The sequence below is a fragment of the Streptomyces mutabilis genome (assembly GCF_014649815.1).
GTDB lineage: Bacteria > Actinomycetota > Actinomycetes > Streptomycetales > Streptomycetaceae > Streptomyces > Streptomyces mutabilis.
On the sequence record NZ_BMTT01000017.1, the window covers coordinates 66,542 to 85,319 of the forward strand.

The following is an 18,778-nucleotide window of genomic DNA, read 5'->3' on the forward strand; positions in this document are numbered from 1 at the left end:
GGTACGGACTCAGATGCCGACCTTGATGCGCGAGAAGCGCTTCAGGGTGACACCGGCCTCTTCCAGCACCTTCTGGACGGACTTCTTGTTGTCCAGGGCGTAGGGCTGGCCGAGCAGGGTGGCGTCCTTGAAGAAGCCGTTGAGGCGACCCTCGACGATCTTCGGCAGGGCGGCCTCGGGCTTGCCCTCGGCGCGGGTGGTCTCCTCGGCGACGCGGCGCTCGGACTCGACGACCTCGGCCGGTACGTCGTCCTTGGAGAGGTACTTCGGCGCGAAGGCGGCGATGTGCTGGGCGACGCCCTTGGCGATCTCGGCGTTCGGCTTGTCCAGCTCGACGAGGACACCGATCTGCGGGGGCAGGTCGGGCATCGTGCGGTGCATGTACGCGGTCACGAAGCCGCCGGAGAACTGCGCGAAGCGGTCCAGGACGATCTTCTCGCCGAGGTTGGCGTTGGCCTCGTCCACGAACGCCTGGACGGTCTTGCCGGGCTCGATCTCGGAGGCGAGGAGCGCCTCGATGTCAGCCGGGGCGGCCTTGGCGACGTGCTCGGCGATGGCCGTGGCGACGTTCTGGAACTTCTCGCCCTTGGCGACGAAGTCCGTCTCGCACTTCAGCTCGACGATGACACCCGAGGTGTTGTCGTCGGCAATGATCGAGACGACGGCACCGTTCTCGGCGGAGCGGCCCTCGCGCTTGGCGACGCCCTTCTGGCCCTTGATACGGAGAGCCTCGACGGCCTTCTCGACGTTGCCCTCGGCCTCGTCCAGCGCCTTCTTGCAGTCCATCATGCCGGCGCCGGTGAGCTCGCGGAGCTTCTTGACGTCGGCGGCGGTGTAGTTCGCCATGATTCCGGAATCTCTCTCGAAGTCTGAAGATCTACGGGCGCCGGACGGCGGGGGCTTCGCGGGCCCCCGCCGTCCAGAACCCGAAGGTGGTGAGGGGTCAGGCCTGCTCGGCGTCCGCGGCGGGGGCCTCGGCGGCAGGGGTCTCGGCAGCGGGCGCCTCGGCGGCCTCCGCGGCCTCCGCGGCCTCCGCGGCCGGAGCCTCGGCCGGCTTCTCGGCCTCGGCGGCGGGCGCCTCCTCGGCCTTCTTCTCGCCCTCGAGCAGGTCGCGCTCCCACTCGGCCAGCGGCTCGCCCGCGGCCTTCTCGCCCTTGTCGCCGGTGGCGGCGCCGGAACGGGCGATGAGGCCCTCGGCGACGGCGTCGGCGATCACGCGGGTGAGCAGGGTGACGGAGCGGATCGCGTCGTCGTTGCCCGGGATCTTGTAGTCGACCTCGTCGGGGTCGCAGTTGGTGTCGAGGATGGCGACGACCGGGATGTTGAGCTTCCGGGCCTCGCCGACCGCGATGTGCTCCTTCTTGGTGTCCACGATCCAGACGGCGCTGGGCACCTTCTGCATCTCGCGGATACCGCCGAGGGTCTTCTCCAGCTTGGCCTTCTCGCGGGAGAGGACCAGCAGCTCCTTCTTGGTGAGGCCGGAGGCGGCCACGTCCTCGAAGTCGATCTGCTCGAGCTCCTTGAGGCGCTGCAGACGCTTGTAGACGGTCGAGAAGTTGGTGAGCATGCCGCCCAGCCAGCGCTGGTTCACGTAGGGCATGCCGACGCGGGTGGCCTGCTCGGCGATGGCCTCCTGCGCCTGCTTCTTCGTGCCGACGAACATGACCGTGCCGCCGTGGGCGACGGTCTCCTTGACGAACTCGTAGGCGCGGTCGATGTACGACAGCGACTGGAGCAGGTCGATGATGTAGATGCCGTTGCGCTCCGTGAAGATGAAGCGCTTCATCTTCGGGTTCCAACGACGGGTCTGGTGACCGAAGTGGACGCCGCTCTCCAGCAGCTCCCGCATCGTGACGACGGCCATGGCCGTATCTCCTTGGTGTTCTCGGTTGTGCCGCGCGAGCCGGACGGCTCTCGCTCCTGACGCCCGCGACGCGCCTGCCACAAGGGACCGAGGGGCGCTGACACGAGCCTTGACCGGCCTCGTGTCGGGGCGTGCGAAGTCGACCCGGTGACCCGGATCGCCATCAGAAGTGTACGGGACCCACGGGGTACCGGGTGACGCGGCTGTCCACAACAGCGGAACGGTCCACAGGACGGAGCGGCGACCGCCGGAGTGCGGGACGGTTTCCGGCATGCGAACGAGGCGATGGGTGAGTGCGGGTGTGTGGGTGGCGCTGCTGCTGGTCGTGGCTCCGGGGCCGCCGCGACCGGCTTCGACGGCGGTGGGCCCGGCCGCGACGACGGTGGCGACCTCGGGTGCCGACCGGCTCCCGGAACCGGGAGGGACGGAACCGGGAGTGCCGGCCGTGGCGCGCGGGTGGCCGGTCGGCAACCGGCCGGCGGTCCTGCGGGGCTGGGAGCCCCCGGCTAACCCGTACGGCCCCGGCCATCGCGGCGTGGACCTCGCCGCACAGGCCGGAGCGACGGTACGGGCGGTGGCGGCCGGGACGGTGTCGTTCGCGGGTCGGGTGGCGGGCAGGGGCGTCGTCTCGGTCGAGCTGGCGGCGACGGGCGATCCGCCGCTGCGGACGACGTACGAACCGGTGGCGGTGTCGGTGGAGAAGGGCGACGAGGTCGCGGCCGGCGAGGTGCTCGGCACCGTCGAGCCGACGGGCTCGCACTGCACGGGCTGCCTGCACTGGGGTCTGCTGCGGGGCGACGACTATCTCAACCCGCTCTTCGTGCTCCCGCCGTGGCTGCTCAGCGGAGGACCTTCCGTGCTGCTGCCGGTCCTGGGAGTCCCGGAGCCCGCCCCACGGACGTAGGGACGGCGGGCGACGGGCTGCGGCTCCACGACACGCACCCGGCCTCGGGCCGAGCGGGGCAGCAGGCAGCAGGCAGCAGGCAGCAGGCAGCAGGCAGCAGGCAGCAGGCAGCAGGCAGCAGGCAGCAGGCAGCAGGCAGCAGGCAGCAGGCGCACAACGAACGCCGAGGGCGTCGGGCATCGCCCTGCGGACGCCCGTCAGCCCCCTACGCCCCGCAGCGCCATGGAGACCGCCGCCTCGGTGATCGCCGCCGGCTCCTCCGCCGCTCCCAGTTCGATCCGCCGCACGGCCGCGTCCACGACCCCCTGCAGCAGCATCGCCGCCAGCCGCGGCTGGCCGTGCCCCATCTCCCCCAGCGCCTCGACGATCATCGCGATCAGCCCGCCGTGCGCCGCGCGGATCTTCTCCCGCGCACCGGCGTCCAGCTCGCTCGCGGAGATCGCCACGACGGCCCGGTGCCGCCGGTCCCCGACGAGGTCGAGCTGCTTACGGACGTATGCCTCGACCTTGCCCTCGGGGTTGGTCTCGCGCTCCATCGCCGCCTCGACCTCCGCGGCCCAGACGGGGAAGTCGACGGCGCACAGCTCCTCGACGACCGCCGCCCGCGACCGGAAGTACTCGTAGACGGACGACCGGGCGAGCCCCGTGCGTTCGGCGAGGGTGGGGAAGGTCAGCGCCTCCGTTCCGCCGTCGGCCAGCAGGGAGCGGGCCGCGTCCAGCAGGGCGGCACGCTGCATCGACCGGTGCTCGGCCACGGAGGCCGCTCGAATCCTTGGCACGTCACCACTTTACGGACGCGGACCCGCGTACGGGAGCCGCTCACCCGGCAGCACGACCGCCGACGGGGTGACAGCCAAGGCCGGCCACTGCACGCAAACGCAGGTCAGCGACCGAATCCGGCGAGCTTGGCCCGCAGCTGCAACACCGACTTGGTGTGAATCTGGCTGACCCGGCTCTCCGTCACGCCCAGCACGTTGCCGATCTCGGCGAGGGTGAGCCCCTCGTAGTAGTAGAGCGTGACGACGGTCTTCTCCCGTTCGGGCAGCGTGTTGATCGCCCGCGTCAGCAGCCGCCGCAGCTCCCGGTCCTCGGCGACCTCCACAGGATCGTCGGCGGCTGTGTCCTCCAGCGTGTCCATGAGGCTGAGCCGGTCGCCGCCCTCACCACCGGCGTGCAGCAGCTCCTCCAGGGCCACGACGTTGGCCAGCGACAACTGGCTGAAGACCGCGTGGAGGTCCTCCACCGCGATCCCCATCTCGCCGGCCACCTCGCTCTCCGACGGGGTACGGCGCAGCCGGGCCTCCAGCGTCGCGTAGGCGCGCTCGACGTTGCGGGCCTTCTGCCGCACCGACCGCGGGATCCAGTCCAGCGCCCGCAGTTCGTCGATCATCGCGCCCCGGATTCGGGTAATCGCGTACGTCTCGAATTTGATCTCCCGGTCGACGTCGAACTTCTCGATCGCGTCGATCAGCCCGAACACTCCCGAGGAGAAGAAGTCCGCCTGTTCGACGTTGGGCGGCAGTCCCACACTCACCCGGCCCGCCACGTACTTCACGAGGGGCGAGTAGTGCAGGATCAGCTGTTCCCGCAGCCGCTCGTCCCCCGTCGCCTTGTACGACCGCCACAGCTCGTCGAGCGTCGAGGGGGCGGGCGGTCGCACGCTGCCACCGTCGCGGGCGGCTGGGGGGATCGCCGCCCGGTCGGACCCGGAGGTGTGCTGGGGCATTCGTCGCCTTGTGCCGTTCTGCCGTGATGTGGTGTGCCTGGTGAGGGCCGTCGGTCTGCTGTCTGGTTGTCGCCTGTTGTCGGTTCTGCGCGGGGGTCCTCGTGAGCGTAGCGTGACTGGACTGTCGCGGTGCGCGAAGAGCGGAGTGAGGGCGGTACGCAGATACGTTCCGCTGAACGCTCTACAGGGGGGACGATGATCGCTCTGCGTGATCATTCGAATACCCCAACTGCCCGAATTGCCAAGGGCGTCGGGGTTCCCCCGGACGGCCGAACACGCAGGGTCAACCCGGACGCCGACCATCGCGGACCGAGACCATCGTCTGGCGTGTCAACTTCCAGCCGTCGCCGTGTCGTTCGACGTAACCAAGTGCTCGAAGCTCGTACAGTCTCGCGATCGCGTCGTCCTGCGTGGTCTGAGCCCGGCGTGCGACCTCGGCAGCCGTAGCCGCTCCGCGCGCGGGGAGCGCGGCCAGCACCTGCCGGGTGCGGAATTCCAGCAGGTCGGCGGGGAGTACCGGCCCGCGCCGGTCCGGGGGCAACTCGCCCATGTCACCGACCAGTTCGACGACCTCCGCCGCGTCACTGACGAGCACCGCGTCGCCGCGCAGCAGCTCGTGCACTCCCGCGGACAGCGCACTGGTGGCCGGCCCGGGCACACCCATCGTGTGCCTGCCCAGACGCTGGGCGGCCCGTGCGGTGACCAGCGAGCCGCTGCGGTAGGCGGCCTCGACGACCACCGTGCCGCGGGTGAGCGCAGCGATCACACGGTTGCGCAGGAGGAATCTGCTCGGCGTCGGGTGATCGCCCGGCGGCAGCTCCCCGACGACCAGGCCCTGCTCTGCGATCCTGGTGATCAGCCTGGCGTGTCCGGGCGGATAGGGGCGATCGACGCCGCAGGCCAGGACGGCCGCCGTGGCGCCGCCCGCGCCGAGGGCTCCCCGGTGGGCCGCACCGTCGATTCCGTAGGCGCCTCCCGACACCACGACCCAGCCGCGTTCCGCCAGGCCGGCGGCGAGGGTGGCCGCCATGTGCGCCCCGTACTCGGTGCAGGCGCGGGCTCCCACGACGGCGACCGACCTCAGCGCCCACATACGCAGACTGGGACCCCCGCGCACCCACAGTCCGAGCGGGCGGGCATCGCCCAGGTCGTCGAGCTGCCCCGGCCATTGGGTGGTCCCAGGTGTCACGAACCGCACCCCCGCCGCCCGCGCGACGGCGAGGTCCCGGTGCGGGTCGGCGCTGTGCGCCCGGGCGCACAGCCCGGCCCACCGCTTCCCGCTCACGCCCGGCAGGGCACGCCCGCCCTCGCGCAGCCGCCGCACCACGTCCGCGACACCTCGCTCGCGCACCCACCGTCCACCGGTCTCGTCCCCGGGCTCGATGACCCTGGTGAGGAAGACACGGCCGAGCAGCTCGTCGTCGTCCACGACCGGAGTCGGCTCCACGAGGCCCAGCGCCCCGCCGTCGTCCCCGTGCAGTCCGCCGCGTCCGGACGTGCGACCCCGGCATGACACGCCGTCGTGCCCGTCCTCGGCACCTTCCCCCGCCACCCCATCACTTCCGCTCACGGTCCCGCCCCCGGCCACAGCCGCCTTTCCGCTCACGCCACCGCCCCCGGCCACCGCCCCTGCCTCCGCCCTTCTCGGATCACCGCCCCCGACCACAGCTGCTTCCCCGCTCACGCCACCGCCCCCGGCTACTGCCTCTCCCCCGCTCACGCCGCCGCCCCCAGGGACAGGGACGCGCCCCGCGGTACTCCCGTGCGCAGTTGGAGCGCCAGGGCGACGTCCTGTTCGCCGGGCCGGCCGTGGCCGACGAGATCGGCGATGGTCCAGGCGATGCGCAGCACGCGGTCGAGCCCCCGGGCGGTGAGCACGCCGCGTTCCAGGCTGCGCTCCGCCTCGTCCAGCGCACCCGGAGCGGCGTGCCAGCGGCTCCGCAGCTCCCTTCCCGGCACCTCGCTGTTGGACCGCCATGGAGTGCCCTGGAGGCGCACGGCCGCCCGTTCACGAGCCGCCCGGACCCGGTCGGCGACCGTCGCCGTGGCGTCGCCCCGGGAGCCGTCCCCGGCCAGCTGGCCGCGCGTGAGGCGTTCCACCTCGACCCGGAGGTCGACGCGGTCCAGCAGCGGGCCGGACAGTCTGGCCTGGTAGCGGCGGATCGCCGAGGACGGGCACTCGCAGAGCTCGTCCGTCCGGGAGAACCGCCCGCACGGGCAGGGATTGGCGGCGAGCACCATCAGGAACCGTGCCGGAAACCGCACCACGCCCGCGCTGCGCGCGATGACGACATGACCGGACTCCAGTGGCTGCCGCAGGGCATCGAGGGCATGGCTGCTGAATTCCGGTGTTTCGTCCAGAAATAAGACACCCCGGTGCGCCAGGGAGACGGCTCCCGGCCGCGCGATGCCGGGGCCGCCCCCGACCAGGGCCTGCATCGTGGCGGAGTGGTGCGGTGCGCAGTAGGGGGCCACGTCGATCAGGGGTTTGCCCGGCGGCAGCAGGCCCGCCACCGAGTGCACGGCGGTGACCTCCAGCGACTCCGCCCGGTGGAGCCGGGGCAGGATGGCCGGCAGTCGCTCCGCGAGCATGGTCTTGCCGGCACCCGGCGGTCCCTCCAGGAACAGGTGGTGACCGCCGGCCGCGGCGACCTCGACCGCCGTGCGCGCCGACTCCTGGCCCACGACGTCGGCGAGGTCGTGGCCCTGGTCGTGCTGTGCTGCGCCCACGCTGTGCGTCCCGGTGGCGGCGCCGGCACCGGGCATGCGCAGGCCGGCGAGGAGCGGGTCGGGCCGGCCCCGCTGGTCCTGCTCCTCCTCCGGCACGGGTTCGTCGGCGAGGACGGCGATCAGCTGGCGCAGGCTGCGCACGCCGAGCACCGAAACCCCTGGCACCAGGGATGCCTCGGCGGCGGCGCACTCCGGCACGACCACCTGCTCGTAGCCGGCCTCCGCCGCGGCCAGGACCGCCGGGAGGATGCCACGCACCGGACGCACCCGTCCGTCCAGGCCCAGCTCCCCGATCATCACGATGTCGGCGAGCACACGGGGATCGATCCGCTCGGCGGCACCGAGCACGGCCGCGGCGACCGCCATGTCGAAGCCGCTGCCGCTCTTCGGCACCGACGCCGGACTGAGCCCCACCGTCAGCTTCTTCTGCGGCCACTCGGCGCCCGAGTTCACCACGGCCGCCCGGACCCGGTCCCGGCTCTCGGACAGGCTCTTGTCCGGCAGCCCCACCAGCGTGAACGCCGCCACGCCCGGCTCCAGGTCGGCCTGCACCTCGACGACCACGCCCTCGACGCCGACGAGCGCCACGGAGCACGTACGCGCGAATCCCATCACGCCACCCCCCGGGCGTGCTCGACCACCGGGGCACCGCGCTGCGGCAGGAGCACCCCGACGAGGTCGATGCGGACCCCGCCGGGCGGGACTCCTCCGTGGGTCTGGATCCAGCGTTCGGCGAGCCGCCGCAGCCGCTCCGCCTTCTGCGGGGTCACCGCGGCCATCGGGTGCTCGAAGGAGCCGCCCCTGCGCGTCTTGACCTCGCAGACGACCAGGACGTCCCCGTCCCGGGCCACGATGTCGATCTCACCGGTCCTGCCACAGCGCCAGTTGCGCTCCAGGACCGTCATCCCGGCCCCCGTCAGCCGGCGGGCGGCCAGCGTCTCGCCGTACTTGCCCAGTGCACCTCGTGCGTTCATCTCGGCACCACCTCCGGCGCCAACGATGAGGGCAGCTCAGCGAGCTATTGGATCTTGGTGGACGGTCGGACGACTGTGGACAACCTTGTCACCCACACGAGTGAGACCGCTGGTCATCAGCCGCCGGGAAGCTCGAGGTCGCTCTTGTTCAGCTCCTCGATGTTCACGTCCTTGAACGTCAAGACCCGCACCTGCTTCACGAAACGGGCCGGCCGGTACATGTCCCACACCCAGGCATCCGCCATGGACACCTCGAAAAACACCTCTCCCTGCACCGAGTGCACCTGCATCTCGTAGTCGTTGGTGAGGTAGAAACGCCGCTCGGTCTCGATCACGTATTTGAACAGACCGACGACATCGCGGTACTCCCGGTAGAGCTTGAGCTCCATCTCGGTCTCGTACTTCTCGAGATCCTCGGCGCTCATGGCATGTTCCCCTTCAGCCGTGCGGTCCCACCATTGTGCGCCAGTCCCGTGAGCCCCTAGACGATTTCGGTGTCCAGGGTCACCGGCCCGGCGGGGGGACCTTCGTCGAGCAGCTTGCGCAGCAGCTCGGCGAGTCTGGTCGGATACACCGTCTCATGTGTCCGGGTCAGTTCCCGACACGTCCACCAGCGCGCTCCGGCGACGCTGCGACGCTCCAGTTCGGTCAGCCCGACGGCCCGGGTGGCGGTCTGGGTCGTCCGGGCCAGGTAGTACCACTCGTCCTGGTCCCAGCGGCGGCCGGCGAAGGGGAAGGAGCACCTGCGCCGCCACAGCACCGGGCCGAGCTCGATGTCGGTGATGCCGGTCTCCTCCGCGAGTTCCCGTCGCGCGGCCTCCTCACGAGTCTCGTCGCCCTCCACACCGCCGCCCGGGGTGAACCACCAGTCGTCGGCCGGGTCGTCCGGTTCGTGGCCGTGCAGGAGCAGGATGCGGTCGTCGGCATCGAGCAGCACCACCCGGGCGACCCTGCGCAAACCGCCCTCGTAGGTGCCCTGACCGGCCGGTGTCGTCTCAGCGGCCACCGGAGATCCCCGTCCCGGCCCGGACACGGGCGGCCGCGGCCCGCTTGGCGAAGGGCCCGTACGCGGCGCCACCGAGGATGAGCACCGCGCCCACGACGGCGAGCCCGACCACCGTCCTGAGCGGACCGGGCGAGGAGAGGCCGCCCAGCGCCTCGAACCCGGTCGGACGGCCCAGCATGCCGTTCATGGGCCAGACCACGGCGTCGACGCGGGCGTCCACGGCGCCGCGCGACACGGTGCCCCCGGCGGCGTCGGTGAGGTGGGCGGTGGAGTCCACGGAGTTGTCGCGCTCGTCGCCGAGCAGGAACAAGCGTCCCTCGGGAACGGTCACCGTGGGGAAGTCGCTGATCTCGGCCGGCGCACCGGAGGGCAGGTACGGCTCGTCGATCACCTTGCCGTTGACCTCGAGCTTGCCCTCCTGGCAGCACGAGACGGTGTCCCCGCCCACGGCGACGACCCGCTTGACCATCGGAGCGTTGGCCCAGGTCGCGTCCTCGAAGACGACGACGTCGCCGCGACGGACGTCGGCCCCGTCGATGCGCTGCGCCAGCACCCGCTCACCGGCGTCGATGGTCGGCGTCATCGAGCTGGTCGGCACGGTGTAGGGGCGGTAGACCACCGCTCCCCAGGCGAACCCCCCGAGGAACAGCACCAGGCCGAGCGCCACGGCGAGGCCGGACAGTCGCTGCCCGGTCCGGCTGCCCGCCGGACCCTTGCTCCCGCCACCGCCTCGCGGGACCGTACGCGTCGTGCTCTCGCCACCCATGAAGCCGCACCTTACCCGGCGGTACCGAAACGGGGCAGCCCTTCCCGGAGCCCGGAACGGGCTGCCCTTGGCGGGGGCACGGCCGTCGACGGCTGTGGTGACGGGCGTACGGGCCGAGCCGCCTCAGCGGGTCTCGGCGGCGGCGATGCGCCTGCGGCGCCACCAGACGACGGGAACGACCCCGGCGAGCGCCAGGCCCTGGGGCGCGACCGACAGCGCGGCGGCGGCCGACGACCGGGGCTGCGCGCCGCCGGCCTGGAGCCCGTCCTGGTCGAAGGTGTCCGGGACAGGCAGGGTGTCCCAGCGGTTCATCGGCCAGGCGATCACGATGGCGCGGCCGACGACCTCCTTCACCGGGACCATGCCGCCGTGATCGTCGGACTGGTTGTAGCGGGAGTCCCGGGAGTTCTGCCGGTGGTCGCCCATGACCCAGATGGAGCCCTCGGGGACCTTGACCTTGAACTGGCCGCCCTGGTCGTCCTGGCTGCACGGGGTGTTGCCGGGGTAGACGTACGACTCTTCGTTCAGCGCCTTGCCGTTGACCTTGAGCGGGCCGGTGCCCTCGCACTCGACGGTGTCGCCGCCGACCCCGATGACGCGCTTGATCAGATCCTTCTCGTCCGCGGACGGCATCAGGCCGATCCAGCTGAGGACCGTCTGCAGCGCGTTCGGGTCGGGCGTCGGCTCACCCGCCAGCCAGTCGTCCGGGTCGTGGAAGACGACGATCTCGCCGCGCTCGGGTTCCGAGCCGAACCAGGGGGTGAGCTTGTCGACCAGGACCCGGTCATTGATCGTGAGCGTGTCCTGCATCGAAGCGGACGGGATCGAGAACGCCTGCACCAGGAAGGTCTTGATCAGCAGCGCGAGCACCAGCGCGATGCCGATCAGGATCGGCAGTTCCTTCCAGAAGGAACGCTGCTTCTTGGCCGCCCTGGTCTTGGCGGGCGGCGTTCCGCCCACGCCCTCGTCCTCGGTCCCGTTCTGTTCGTCCGTCACCCTGCCGTCCTCGGTCCCCAAGTCGTGTCCGAAGGCCGGGGCGCCGTCCGGGGCCGGGCCGGCTGCCTCCACGGGGTGTCCGCGGTTCTCCTCGCCGTCGTGTCCGGACCGTGCGCCAACCGCCACATCCCCCACGCCAACTCCTCACTCTCTGCCACCGCCTGCGCCGTACCCGGTGCAGGCCCACCACTCCCATAACGAGCGGGAGTTCCGCAGGGGTCGGGAGTCGAATCATCGCGTTCGGATCGTCGGGGGCAACCCTATGCGACAGCCCGGTGGCGGCGGTCGAGGCGGAGGCCGCGTCGGACACGGACGCATACGTTTTCGGTTCGTCCAGGGTGGTCCAGTGGCCGAACGGCCACGCGATCACCATGGCCCGCCCCACCACCTCGCCTTCGGACACCGTGCCGAAGTCGGTGTCCTGGTGCGCGCGGGAATCGGCGGAGTTGGACCGGTGATCACCCATCACCCACAATCGCCCCTCGGGCACCGTGACGTCGAAGGGCGTCTTGGAGGGGACGTCCCCCGGGTACAGGTAGTCCTCGTTCAGGGGGACACCGTTGACGGTGACGCGTCCCTGGGTGTCGCAGCACTTGACCCGGTCCCCGCCTACTCCGACGACCCGCTTGATGAGATCCTTCTCGTCGTCGGACGGCAGCAGGCCGATGAAGGCGAGGCCTTCCTTGACCTGCTTGATGACGACGGGGTCGTCCTTCTTGATGGTCTGCTCGCCCTGGAGCCAGCCGCCGGGATCGCGGAAGACGACGACGTCCCCGCGCTGCGGCTTGGAGCCGAACCAGGGGGTGAGCTTGTCCACCAGGACGCGGTCACCGATCCGGATGGTCTGCTCCATGGAGCCCGAGGGGATCACGAACGCCTGGACGAGAAAGGTCTTCAGCACCAGCGCAATGAGGACGGCCACGCCGATGAGGAGCGGTACCTCTTTGACCGCGCCGCGCCTGCGGCGTCGCCTGACCTTGCGCTGCAGCTTGCGCCGCTCGGCACGGGACCTGCCGCCGGACGGCGGCCCGGTGCGCCGTGAGCCGGTGGGCAGCAGGTTCTCCGTGGGGCTGCTGGGCGCCCCACGCGGTTTGCCCCGGCTACCCATCGGCGCCCCCGGACCCGCGGGCAGCACCCGCGCCCCCGGACCGGCGTGCGCCACCGGCCGCGTCACCGGCCGCGTCACCGACGGCCTCCGCGTCCGGCACGCGCCCGTAGGCGTCGGGGAGGTCGAGGTGGGTGGCGTGGCCGAAGGGCCAGACGATCCAGTCGGCGCGGCCGATCACCTCGTCGACCGGGATCATGCCGCCGCCCGGCGAGCCCAGGTGGTCGCGGGAGTCGCTGGAGGCGGAGCGGTGGTCGCCCAGGACGAACAAGGCGCCGTCGGGGACGACGACGTCGAACGGCACCGTGGACGGACGGTCGCCGGGGTACAGGAACGCCGACTCGTCGACCGGCTGGCCGTTCACCTGGACCCTCCCCTCCGTGTCGCAGCACACCACGTGGTCCCCGCCCACACCGACAACACGTTTGATGTAGTCGCCGTGCCCGAAGAGCCCGGTGCCGTCGAAGACGACGACGTCACCCCGCTGCGGCCCGTCACCGAAACGGTACGCCAACTTGTTCACGAGAACCCGGTCCCCGATCCTCAATCCGCGTTCCATGGAACCGCTGGGGATCTGGAAAGGCTGGAGCACGAAGGTGCTCAACAGCAGCAGGAACATCAGCAGCGCCAGCAGGGCCACGGTGATCCGGCCGCCCGGAACCCACTGCGCGATCCACCCCGTGAACGCGGAACGCGACCGTCCCTCCTGGCCTTCCGGTTCCGAGGGCTGCTCGGAACCGGAGGGGCGGGAGGAGCGGTCGCGCTCCGTGTGCTGTGTTTCGGTGTCCATCGGGGCCAGATGCTATCCGGCCCCGGCACGGACCTCGGAGGGCGCTCAGTTCTCGCGCTTCTCCTTGATCTTCGCGGCCTTGCCGCGCAGCTCGCGCAGGTAGTACAGCTTGGCGCGGCGGACGTCACCCTTGGTGACGAGCTCGATCTTCTCCACGATCGGGGTGTGCACCGGGAAGGTGCGCTCGACGCCGACGGAGAAGGAGACCTTGCGGACCGTGAAGGTCTCGCGCACGCCGGCACCCTGGCGGCGGATGACTACGCCCTTGAACTGCTGCACACGGGAGCGGTTGCCCTCGATGACGCGGACGTGGACGTTGACGGTGTCGCCGGGGCGGAAGGCCGGGACGTCACTGCGCAGCGACGCGGCGTCGACGGAGTCGAGCAGGTGAGACATTTCGTCTGCTTTCTTCGCTGATGCCACAGGTCATCAGCGGAAACTAGGTGTTTCGGAATCAGGGTCGTGCGGGTCGGGACGGGCGTCGTCTCCCCCTGTGGCAGGGGCGCGCTCCGGACGGACGCACAACAGCCGCCTATTCTTCCATGCCCGGCGTCCTGCGCCAAAATCGGTCGTACGGCTCCCCGTCCGGGTCTGGTTCCCAGCCCAGGATGGAGAGCATCTCGCGGTCCTTTTTGTCGAAGGCCTTGGGGTCGCACCGCTCGATGAGGTCGGGCCGGTTGGCGGTCGTGCGGCGCAGGGCCTCGTCGCGGCGCCAGCGGGCGATCTTCCCGTGGTGGCCGCTGAGCAGGACGTCCGGGATGCCCCGTCCACGCCACTGGGGCGGCTTGGTGTGGACGGGGCCCTCCAGCAGGTTGGCCATGGCGCCGGGGGCGAAGGAGTCGTCACGGTGGGACTCGGCGTTGCCCAGGACACCGGGCAGCAGCCGCGCCACGGCCTCCGTGACGACGAGGACAGCCGCCTCGCCGCCGGCCAGGACGTAGTCGCCGATGGACACCTCGTACACGGGCATCCGGGTCGCGTACTCGTCGATGACGCGGCGGTCGATGCCCTCGTAGCGGGCGGGCGTGAAGATCAGCCAGGGCCGCTCGGAGAGGTGGACGGCGAGTTCCTGGGTGAAGGGCCGGCCGCTGGGCGTGGGCACGATCAGGGCGGGCTCGCCGGAGCCGGCCTCGTAGCCGTCGGCCAGGACGGTGTCGAGCGCGTCGCCCCAGGGCTCGGTCTTCATCACCATGCCGGGACCGCCGCCGTACGGGGTGTCGTCGACGGTGTTGTGCCGGTCGTAGGTCCAGTCACGGAGGTCGTGCACGTGGACGTTCAACTGTCCGCGCGCGCGGGCCTTGCCGACGAGGGACACGTTCAGCGGTTCGAGGTACTCGGGGAAGATCGTGACGACGTCGAGCCGCATTTACGCGCCGTCCTCTTCGTCGCCGGCGGCATCACGGGCGGAAGCGATCTCCGCGCGGTCGTCGATCAGACCGGGAGGCGGATCGATCACCGCGCACTGCTCGTCCAGGTCGATCCCGGTGACGATCTCCGAGACGAACGGCACGTAGACCTCGCTGCCGTCGGGGCGCTCCACCACGAACAGGTCCTGCGTGGGCAGGTGGGAGATCTCGGTGATCCGGCCGACCTCTTCGCCGTCCTCGGTCACCACGTCGAGGTCGATCAGCTGGTGGTCGTAGTACTCGTCCTCGTCCTCGGGACGCTCGTCCGGGTCGACGTCGGCGATCAGGAGGGTGTTGCGCAGTGCCTCGGCGCCCGTGCGGTCGTGGACGCCGGCGAAGCGCAGCAGGAGGCGGCCGCTGTGGACCCGGCCGGTCTCGATGGTGAGCGGCCCGACGGACGCGGGGTCGGTGGCCAGGACGGCACCGGGCCCGAGCCGCAGCTCCGGCTCGTCGGTACGGACCTCGACGGTGACCTCGCCCTTGATCCCGTGGGCGCGGCCGATGCGCGCGACTACCAGCTGCACTGTGGTTGATCTCCTGTCGGAACTGCGGCGAGCCGTACGGGGCTCGTGCCGTACGGGGCTCACAACGACTGCGGGCCGGGGACGGCCCAGTGGCCCTCCCCGGCCCGAGCCGGTGCTGCGTTCGGCGTCAGCGGACGTGGTCCACGTCGACGAGGTCGACGCGGACGCCTCGGCCGCCGATGGCGCCCACGACGGTGCGCAGAGCGCGTGCGGTGCGGCCGTTGCGGCCGATCACCTTGCCGAGGTCGTCGGGGTGGACCCGGACCTCGAGCACCCGCCCGCGGCGCAGGTTGCGCGAGGCGACCTGCACATCGTCAGGGTTGTCGACGATGCCCTTCACGAGGTGCTCGAGAGCCTCCTCGAGCATGCTCAGGCCTCGGTCGACTCGGACTCGGCCGGGGCCTCGTCCTTCTTCTCGGCCTTCTTCTTCTGGGTGATCGCCTCACCCTTGCCCTCGTCGTCGCCGCCCAGCGCCTCGAAGGACGGACGGGCCGACTTCTCGGCCGGCTGCAGCAGCGGCGCCGGGGCGGGCTCGCCCTTGAACTTCTGCCAGTCGCCGGTCTTCTTCAGGATGGCGAGCACGGGCTCGGTCGGCTGGGCGCCGACGGAGAGCCAGTACGCCACGCGCTCGGCGTCGACCTCCATCACCGACGGGTTGTACGTCGGGTGGTACTTGCCGATCTCCTCGATGGCCCGGCCGTCACGGCGGGTACGGGAGTCGGCGACGACGATGCGGTAGTGAGGCGAACGGATCTTGCCCAGACGCTTCAGCTTGATCTTGACTGCCACGGGAGTGGGTTCTCCTGGTTTTGACGTGGGTGGGCACGGCGGGAAGGCCGCGTGGGGTTGCGGTACCCGATTGCCCGATGGACGCGTCAGCCGGAGGAGAGAGGGGTCCTGTGCGACTGTCGAGTACAGCTGACCATTGTGCCACACACGGGCAGCCCTTCCGGACCGAGGGCGGACCGGGGCCACCGCGCCCGGATCCGGCTGCCACGAGCAGCCGGATCCTCAGCCCGCCGCCGCGCCGACCACCTCCGGAATCCGGAACGGCTTGCCGCAGCCGCCGCACATGATCGGCGCCTGGGCCAGGACCGACGGGACGACCCGCACGTTGCGTCCGCAGTCGCAGACCGCCTTCACGCGCACCCCGCCCCCGGAGGAGCCGTGGCGGGCGGCCGGGCCGCGGAAGCTGCGGGCCGAGTCGGTCGCGGTCGCGGCGGTGTGGGCCTTCAGGGCGCGCTGGAGGCGCTCGATCGTCGGGCGGTAGCGGCGCTTCGCCTCGGGGCTGAGCGTGACCAGCGAGAAGCCGCTGCTGGGATGCGGCTCCTCGGGGTGGTCGAGGCCCAACTCCTCGGCGATCGCAAGGAATCGACGGTTGTGATAGCGCCCCGCGCGGGAGGTGTCGCGTACTCCGCGCGCGGCGGCGATGCCGTGGACTGCCTCATGGAGCAGTCGCTCGAAGGAGAGTTCGTGCCCGCAGGCGGACGACGACTCTCCGATCAGGGACTCGGGCGCGGCAAGATCCGGCAGCTCGGTGTGGTGCCGCTGAATGTCGGCCCACGCCTGCGCCAGCTCTGCGGCGAGAACAGGTGGTGTCGTGCTCACGTAATGACAACGAGCCGGGGTGCCGCTGTGTTCCTATTCCGGGGCATCCCAAATAATTTGCACGTACCCGTCAGTTGCCGCTGATGCGTCGCGACGAGGGCGGGTACGCTGATCTGCGGAGAAGCCTCGCAGCTCGTCACAAGCTGGTGCGTAGTCCGCAGTACGCGCCGGCGCGTAGGCCTCGTCCACGCGCCGGGTTGCGTGAGGCTCGCGGGTGCGCAAGAGGCGTTTCGGCCGCGGTCGAACCGGAAGGGCGCCACCCGATCGGGCGCATCGCGGGACACATCGACGGGGCCGAGGTTACCGGGTGCGCCACCGGCGTGCGGCACCGCCCCTCGCCGGGCCGGTCCGCTTCCCCGCGGGGTGTTCGCCGGGCCCGCCGACCTTGGCCGGAACCGTCTCGTCGGCACGGTCGCCACCCGCTGTCATCACCGAGGGACACGTTCGGGCCAACCGCCGAAGGCGTCGCGGGGCTACCCCGAGTACCGCGCGGCCAGGCCCACGTTGCCGGGAAGTGAAATCTCGCCACTGCGGCGGGGTTCGGGTAAACCGGGCCCCGCTACCACTGGACGCCACGGCGAGCCCGGAGTTTCCTGGCATACGGGGGGAGTGCGAGCGCACTGCACGGGGGCCATGGAATCGGGCACGACGGCAAACTCGGCGATTGGGGCGCTTTCCTATGACACCTACGCTCGTGCGGCAGCACTCATCTCACGCGGGGACGACGCCTCGCGTGGACCTGCGTGCACGCGCGCGTGACTGGTCCGAGATACAGGAGCGGATGCTCGTACCGCTCTACGAGGCCGTCTACGAGCGACTGGACGTGGGCGGCGGTACACGCGTGCTGGGGCTGGGCTGCGGTTCCGGGCTGGCGCTGCTGATGGCCGCCTCGCGGGGCGCCGCGGTGACCGGGGTCGACTCCCGCTTCCCGGAGCGCCTGGACCTGGCGCGGCGGCGGCTGCTTCCCGGGACGCCCGAAGGGCACGGCACGGCGGACACACACGCGCGTGCCGACGCGGTACGGGTGGTCGAGGGCGCCCCCCGGGACGCCGCGGACCCGTCGCTGCCGGCGTTCACACTGGTGACCGCCTTCGAGCCCATCGAGTGCCTCGCGGGCGACTCGGACGGGCTCGCCGAGCTGCTCGCCCAGGCGACTCCGCTCGCCGGGCGCGGGGCGGCCGTCGTGCTGGCGGGCTGGGGCCCGCCGGAGCGGTGCGCCACGACGTCGGTGCTGCGGGTGGCCACCAAGCTCGCGGATCCGCTGCGCAGCGCGGGAAGCTGGCGTCCCGCCCTGCGCGACGACCTGGAGGAGGTCGCCCAGCGGGCCGGGCTCGGGCCGGACGGCTCGGGACGGGTGGCGTGCCCCTTCGGGTACGCCGACACCGACAGCGCGGTGCGCGGACTGCTGTCGACCGGCCTGTTCGACGCGGCGATCGCGGCGACCGACCAGGAACAGGTCGACAAGGAGCTGGCGGAGGCACTGCATCCGCACCAGCGGCCCGACGGGACCGTGTGGATGCCGAACGTGTTCCGGTACTTGATCGCCCGGACCCCCTGACGACGGTTTCCGACCGGACGGACGCGGCACCTGAACGACTTCTTTCGACCCGGGTGCGATGCAGGTGTGAATGGTGTGAAGGTGCCGGGGCAAGCCATCGCCCGATTCTTCGGGCGGGTCTTGGGCCCTTAGTCTGATCCACCGTTCGGGGGAAAGACACATCTGCATACAGGAGCCTGTAGTGCCGAACCACAAGACCGCGCTGCGCCTCGCCGCGCCCGTCGCCGTCCTCGCCCTGGCCCTCACCGCCTGCGGGGGCGGAGACGACGCCGACGCCGACGCGAAGGGTTCGTCGGGCCCCGAGGCGTCCGCCTCGCCCTCCCAGGCGGCCTCGGGCGGCGACCTGGCGACCGGCGAGAGCGCGACGGGGAAGGTCGCGGAGGACCCGGGCGAGGTCACCTACGAGGTCGTGGCGCAGAAGGTCGACGTCGGCACCGAGGCGGAGGCCGCCAAGGCGGTGGCGGACGCCGCGGACGCCAAGGGCAAGGTGCTGGCCACCGCGCACGTCAAGTACACGCACGAGAGCGGCCCGGCCCTCACCGACGGCTCCAGCGTGCACGACGGCACCACGGTCTTCGCAGACGGGCAGCGCGGCGGCGTGCTGATCGGCGCCTCCGAGGACGCCGCGGGCTGCGAGGACCCGTACGACGTGGACAGCTGGAAGCAGGGCGAGAGCCACGTCTTCTGCGAGACCTACGTGATCCCCGCGGGCGCCACGAGCGTGGAGGTCCACTGGGAGGAAGAGGACGGCGAGCCCTTCGTCTGGAAGTTCCCGCAGAAGTAGGGTCCCGGAATCAGGGTCACGCGGACCGTGCCTTCGC

21 protein-coding genes and 1 pseudogene are annotated in these 18,778 nt (G+C 71.3%); 3 read left to right on the forward strand and 19 right to left on the reverse strand.

Translation table 11 applies throughout. The features are described 5' to 3' along the window. Positions 1 to 9: 9 nt before the first annotated feature. Together tsf and rpsB are read right to left on the reverse strand one after the other, a co-directional pair. Positions 10 to 846 (reverse strand): translation elongation factor Ts, encoded by an 837-nt coding sequence (gene tsf / locus IE142_RS27660; protein ID WP_100044569.1) that lies wholly within the window; start codon positions 844 to 846, stop codon positions 10 to 12. 97 nt (positions 847 to 943) lie between these two features. Next, a complete protein-coding gene (gene rpsB / locus IE142_RS27665; protein WP_191888285.1) occupies positions 944 to 1,864 on the reverse strand; it encodes a 30S ribosomal protein S2 in 921 nt (306 codons plus the stop codon). 271 nt (positions 1,865 to 2,135) lie between these two features. Here rpsB and IE142_RS27670 point away from each other — a divergent pair, with 271 nt between their 5' ends. Continuing rightward, positions 2,136 to 2,768: a murein hydrolase activator EnvC family protein gene (locus IE142_RS27670; protein ID WP_191888286.1), complete on the forward strand. Its 633-nt coding sequence runs from the start codon at positions 2,136 to 2,138 to the stop codon at positions 2,766 to 2,768. Between the two features lie 197 nt (positions 2,769 to 2,965). On the opposite strand, the gene IE142_RS27675 is transcribed toward IE142_RS27670, so the two are convergent. The 17 genes and pseudogenes from IE142_RS27675 to IE142_RS27755 all read right to left on the reverse strand — a co-directional run bounded on the left by IE142_RS27675 (position 2,966) and on the right by IE142_RS27755 (position 16,399). Continuing rightward, the gene (locus IE142_RS27675) at positions 2,966 to 3,523 is read right to left on the reverse strand and encodes a TetR/AcrR family transcriptional regulator (RefSeq protein WP_191888333.1); all 558 of its coding nucleotides are present in this window, start codon (positions 3,521 to 3,523) and stop codon (positions 2,966 to 2,968) included. 128 nt (positions 3,524 to 3,651) lie between these two features. After that, positions 3,652 to 4,494: an RNA polymerase sigma factor WhiG gene (gene whiG / locus IE142_RS27680; RefSeq protein WP_043379401.1), complete on the reverse strand. Its 843-nt coding sequence runs from the start codon at positions 4,492 to 4,494 to the stop codon at positions 3,652 to 3,654. A 283-nt stretch (positions 4,495 to 4,777) separates the two neighbouring features. Next, positions 4,778 to 6,064, reverse strand: a complete 1,287-nt coding sequence (gene dprA, locus IE142_RS27685) for a DNA-processing protein DprA (protein ID WP_370466429.1) — start codon at positions 6,062 to 6,064, stop codon at positions 4,778 to 4,780. 146 nt (positions 6,065 to 6,210) lie between these two features. Next, positions 6,211 to 7,836: a YifB family Mg chelatase-like AAA ATPase gene (locus IE142_RS27690; RefSeq protein ID WP_191888287.1), complete on the reverse strand. Its 1,626-nt coding sequence runs from the start codon at positions 7,834 to 7,836 to the stop codon at positions 6,211 to 6,213. After that, positions 7,836 to 8,198 carry a YraN family protein gene (locus IE142_RS27695; protein WP_191888288.1) on the reverse strand — a complete coding sequence of 121 codons (363 nt, stop codon included), beginning with the start codon at positions 8,196 to 8,198 and terminating at the stop codon, positions 7,836 to 7,838. The genes IE142_RS27690 and IE142_RS27695 overlap by 1 nt, the downstream gene beginning before the upstream one ends. 116 nt (positions 8,199 to 8,314) lie before the next feature. Further along, positions 8,315 to 8,623: a DUF2469 domain-containing protein gene (locus IE142_RS27700; protein WP_003965949.1), complete on the reverse strand. Its 309-nt coding sequence runs from the start codon at positions 8,621 to 8,623 to the stop codon at positions 8,315 to 8,317. 56 nt (positions 8,624 to 8,679) lie between these two features. Beyond that, entirely contained in the window at positions 8,680 to 9,204 is a 525-nt protein-coding gene (locus IE142_RS27705) for an NUDIX hydrolase (RefSeq protein ID WP_191888289.1), read from the reverse strand. Continuing rightward, positions 9,194 to 9,970 (reverse strand): signal peptidase I, encoded by a 777-nt coding sequence (lepB, locus tag IE142_RS27710; RefSeq protein WP_191888290.1) that lies wholly within the window; start codon positions 9,968 to 9,970, stop codon positions 9,194 to 9,196. The genes IE142_RS27705 and lepB (IE142_RS27710) overlap by 11 nt, the downstream gene beginning before the upstream one ends. A gap of 123 nt (positions 9,971 to 10,093) precedes the next feature. Further along, the gene (gene lepB, locus IE142_RS27715; protein WP_191888291.1) at positions 10,094 to 11,101 is read right to left on the reverse strand and encodes a signal peptidase I; all 1,008 of its coding nucleotides are present in this window, start codon (positions 11,099 to 11,101) and stop codon (positions 10,094 to 10,096) included. Continuing rightward, a pseudogene (gene lepB, locus IE142_RS37565) lies at positions 10,995 to 12,074 on the reverse strand (signal peptidase I); the annotation flags it as partial. The pseudogene lepB (IE142_RS37565) and the gene lepB (IE142_RS27715), both read right to left, overlap by 107 nt. After that, on the reverse strand, positions 12,067 to 12,861 hold the full coding sequence (gene lepB / locus IE142_RS27725; RefSeq protein ID WP_191888292.1) for a signal peptidase I: 795 nt from the start codon (positions 12,859 to 12,861) through the stop codon (positions 12,067 to 12,069). The gene lepB (IE142_RS27725) and the pseudogene lepB (IE142_RS37565), both read right to left, overlap by 8 nt. Before the next feature lie 45 nt (positions 12,862 to 12,906). Continuing rightward, entirely contained in the window at positions 12,907 to 13,257 is a 351-nt protein-coding gene (gene rplS / locus IE142_RS27730) for a 50S ribosomal protein L19 (RefSeq protein ID WP_018531094.1), read from the reverse strand. Between the two features lie 136 nt (positions 13,258 to 13,393). Continuing rightward, entirely contained in the window at positions 13,394 to 14,227 is an 834-nt protein-coding gene (gene trmD, locus IE142_RS27735; RefSeq protein ID WP_191888293.1) for a tRNA (guanosine(37)-N1)-methyltransferase TrmD, read from the reverse strand. Beyond that, complete coding sequence (rimM, locus tag IE142_RS27740; RefSeq protein WP_191888294.1) at positions 14,228 to 14,791, reverse strand: ribosome maturation factor RimM; 564 nt, start codon at positions 14,789 to 14,791, stop codon at positions 14,228 to 14,230. It abuts the gene before it with no gap. A gap of 127 nt (positions 14,792 to 14,918) precedes the next feature. Continuing rightward, on the reverse strand, positions 14,919 to 15,158 hold the full coding sequence (locus tag IE142_RS27745; protein WP_003973401.1) for an RNA-binding protein: 240 nt from the start codon (positions 15,156 to 15,158) through the stop codon (positions 14,919 to 14,921). Between the two features lie 2 nt (positions 15,159 to 15,160). Beyond that, complete coding sequence (gene rpsP, locus IE142_RS27750; protein ID WP_073731582.1) at positions 15,161 to 15,580, reverse strand: 30S ribosomal protein S16; 420 nt, start codon at positions 15,578 to 15,580, stop codon at positions 15,161 to 15,163. 222 nt (positions 15,581 to 15,802) lie between these two features. After that, positions 15,803 to 16,399, reverse strand: coding sequence for a hypothetical protein (locus IE142_RS27755; protein WP_043379434.1), 597 nt, complete (start codon positions 16,397 to 16,399; stop codon positions 15,803 to 15,805). A gap of 679 nt (positions 16,400 to 17,078) precedes the next feature. Between IE142_RS27755 and IE142_RS27760 the strand changes: the two genes are divergently transcribed. Beyond that, entirely contained in the window at positions 17,079 to 17,957 is an 879-nt protein-coding gene (locus tag IE142_RS27760; protein WP_191888295.1) for a class I SAM-dependent methyltransferase, read from the forward strand. A 181-nt stretch (positions 17,958 to 18,138) separates the two neighbouring features. After that, complete coding sequence (locus IE142_RS27765; protein WP_191888296.1) at positions 18,139 to 18,741, forward strand: hypothetical protein; 603 nt, start codon at positions 18,139 to 18,141, stop codon at positions 18,739 to 18,741. The last annotated feature ends 37 nt before the right edge of the window (positions 18,742 to 18,778 follow it).

Excerpts from the sequence above, each read along its gene's own strand:
- tsf (WP_100044569.1), bottom strand. The coding sequence starts at position 846 with ATGGCGAACTACACCGCCGCCGACGTCAAGAAGCTCCGCGAGCTCACC.
- rpsB (WP_191888285.1), bottom strand. The coding sequence starts at position 1,864 with ATGGCCGTCGTCACGATGCGGGAGCTGCTGGAGAGCGGCGTCCACTTC.
- IE142_RS27670 (WP_191888286.1), top strand. The coding sequence starts at position 2,136 with ATGCGAACGAGGCGATGGGTGAGTGCGGGTGTGTGGGTGGCGCTGCTG.
- whiG (WP_043379401.1), bottom strand. The coding sequence starts at position 4,494 with ATGCCCCAGCACACCTCCGGGTCCGACCGGGCGGCGATCCCCCCAGCC.
- IE142_RS27690 (WP_191888287.1), bottom strand. The coding sequence starts at position 7,836 with ATGGGATTCGCGCGTACGTGCTCCGTGGCGCTCGTCGGCGTCGAGGGC.
- IE142_RS27695 (WP_191888288.1), bottom strand. The coding sequence starts at position 8,198 with ATGAACGCACGAGGTGCACTGGGCAAGTACGGCGAGACGCTGGCCGCC.
- IE142_RS27700 (WP_003965949.1), bottom strand. The coding sequence starts at position 8,623 with ATGAGCGCCGAGGATCTCGAGAAGTACGAGACCGAGATGGAGCTCAAG.
- lepB (WP_191888290.1), bottom strand. The coding sequence starts at position 9,970 with ATGGGTGGCGAGAGCACGACGCGTACGGTCCCGCGAGGCGGTGGCGGG.
- lepB (WP_191888292.1), bottom strand. The coding sequence starts at position 12,861 with ATGGACACCGAAACACAGCACACGGAGCGCGACCGCTCCTCCCGCCCC.
- rplS (WP_018531094.1), bottom strand. The coding sequence starts at position 13,257 with ATGTCTCACCTGCTCGACTCCGTCGACGCCGCGTCGCTGCGCAGTGAC.
- trmD (WP_191888293.1), bottom strand. The coding sequence starts at position 14,227 with ATGCGGCTCGACGTCGTCACGATCTTCCCCGAGTACCTCGAACCGCTG.
- IE142_RS27745 (WP_003973401.1), bottom strand. The coding sequence starts at position 15,158 with ATGCTCGAGGAGGCTCTCGAGCACCTCGTGAAGGGCATCGTCGACAAC.
- IE142_RS27760 (WP_191888295.1), top strand. The coding sequence starts at position 17,079 with ATGACACCTACGCTCGTGCGGCAGCACTCATCTCACGCGGGGACGACG.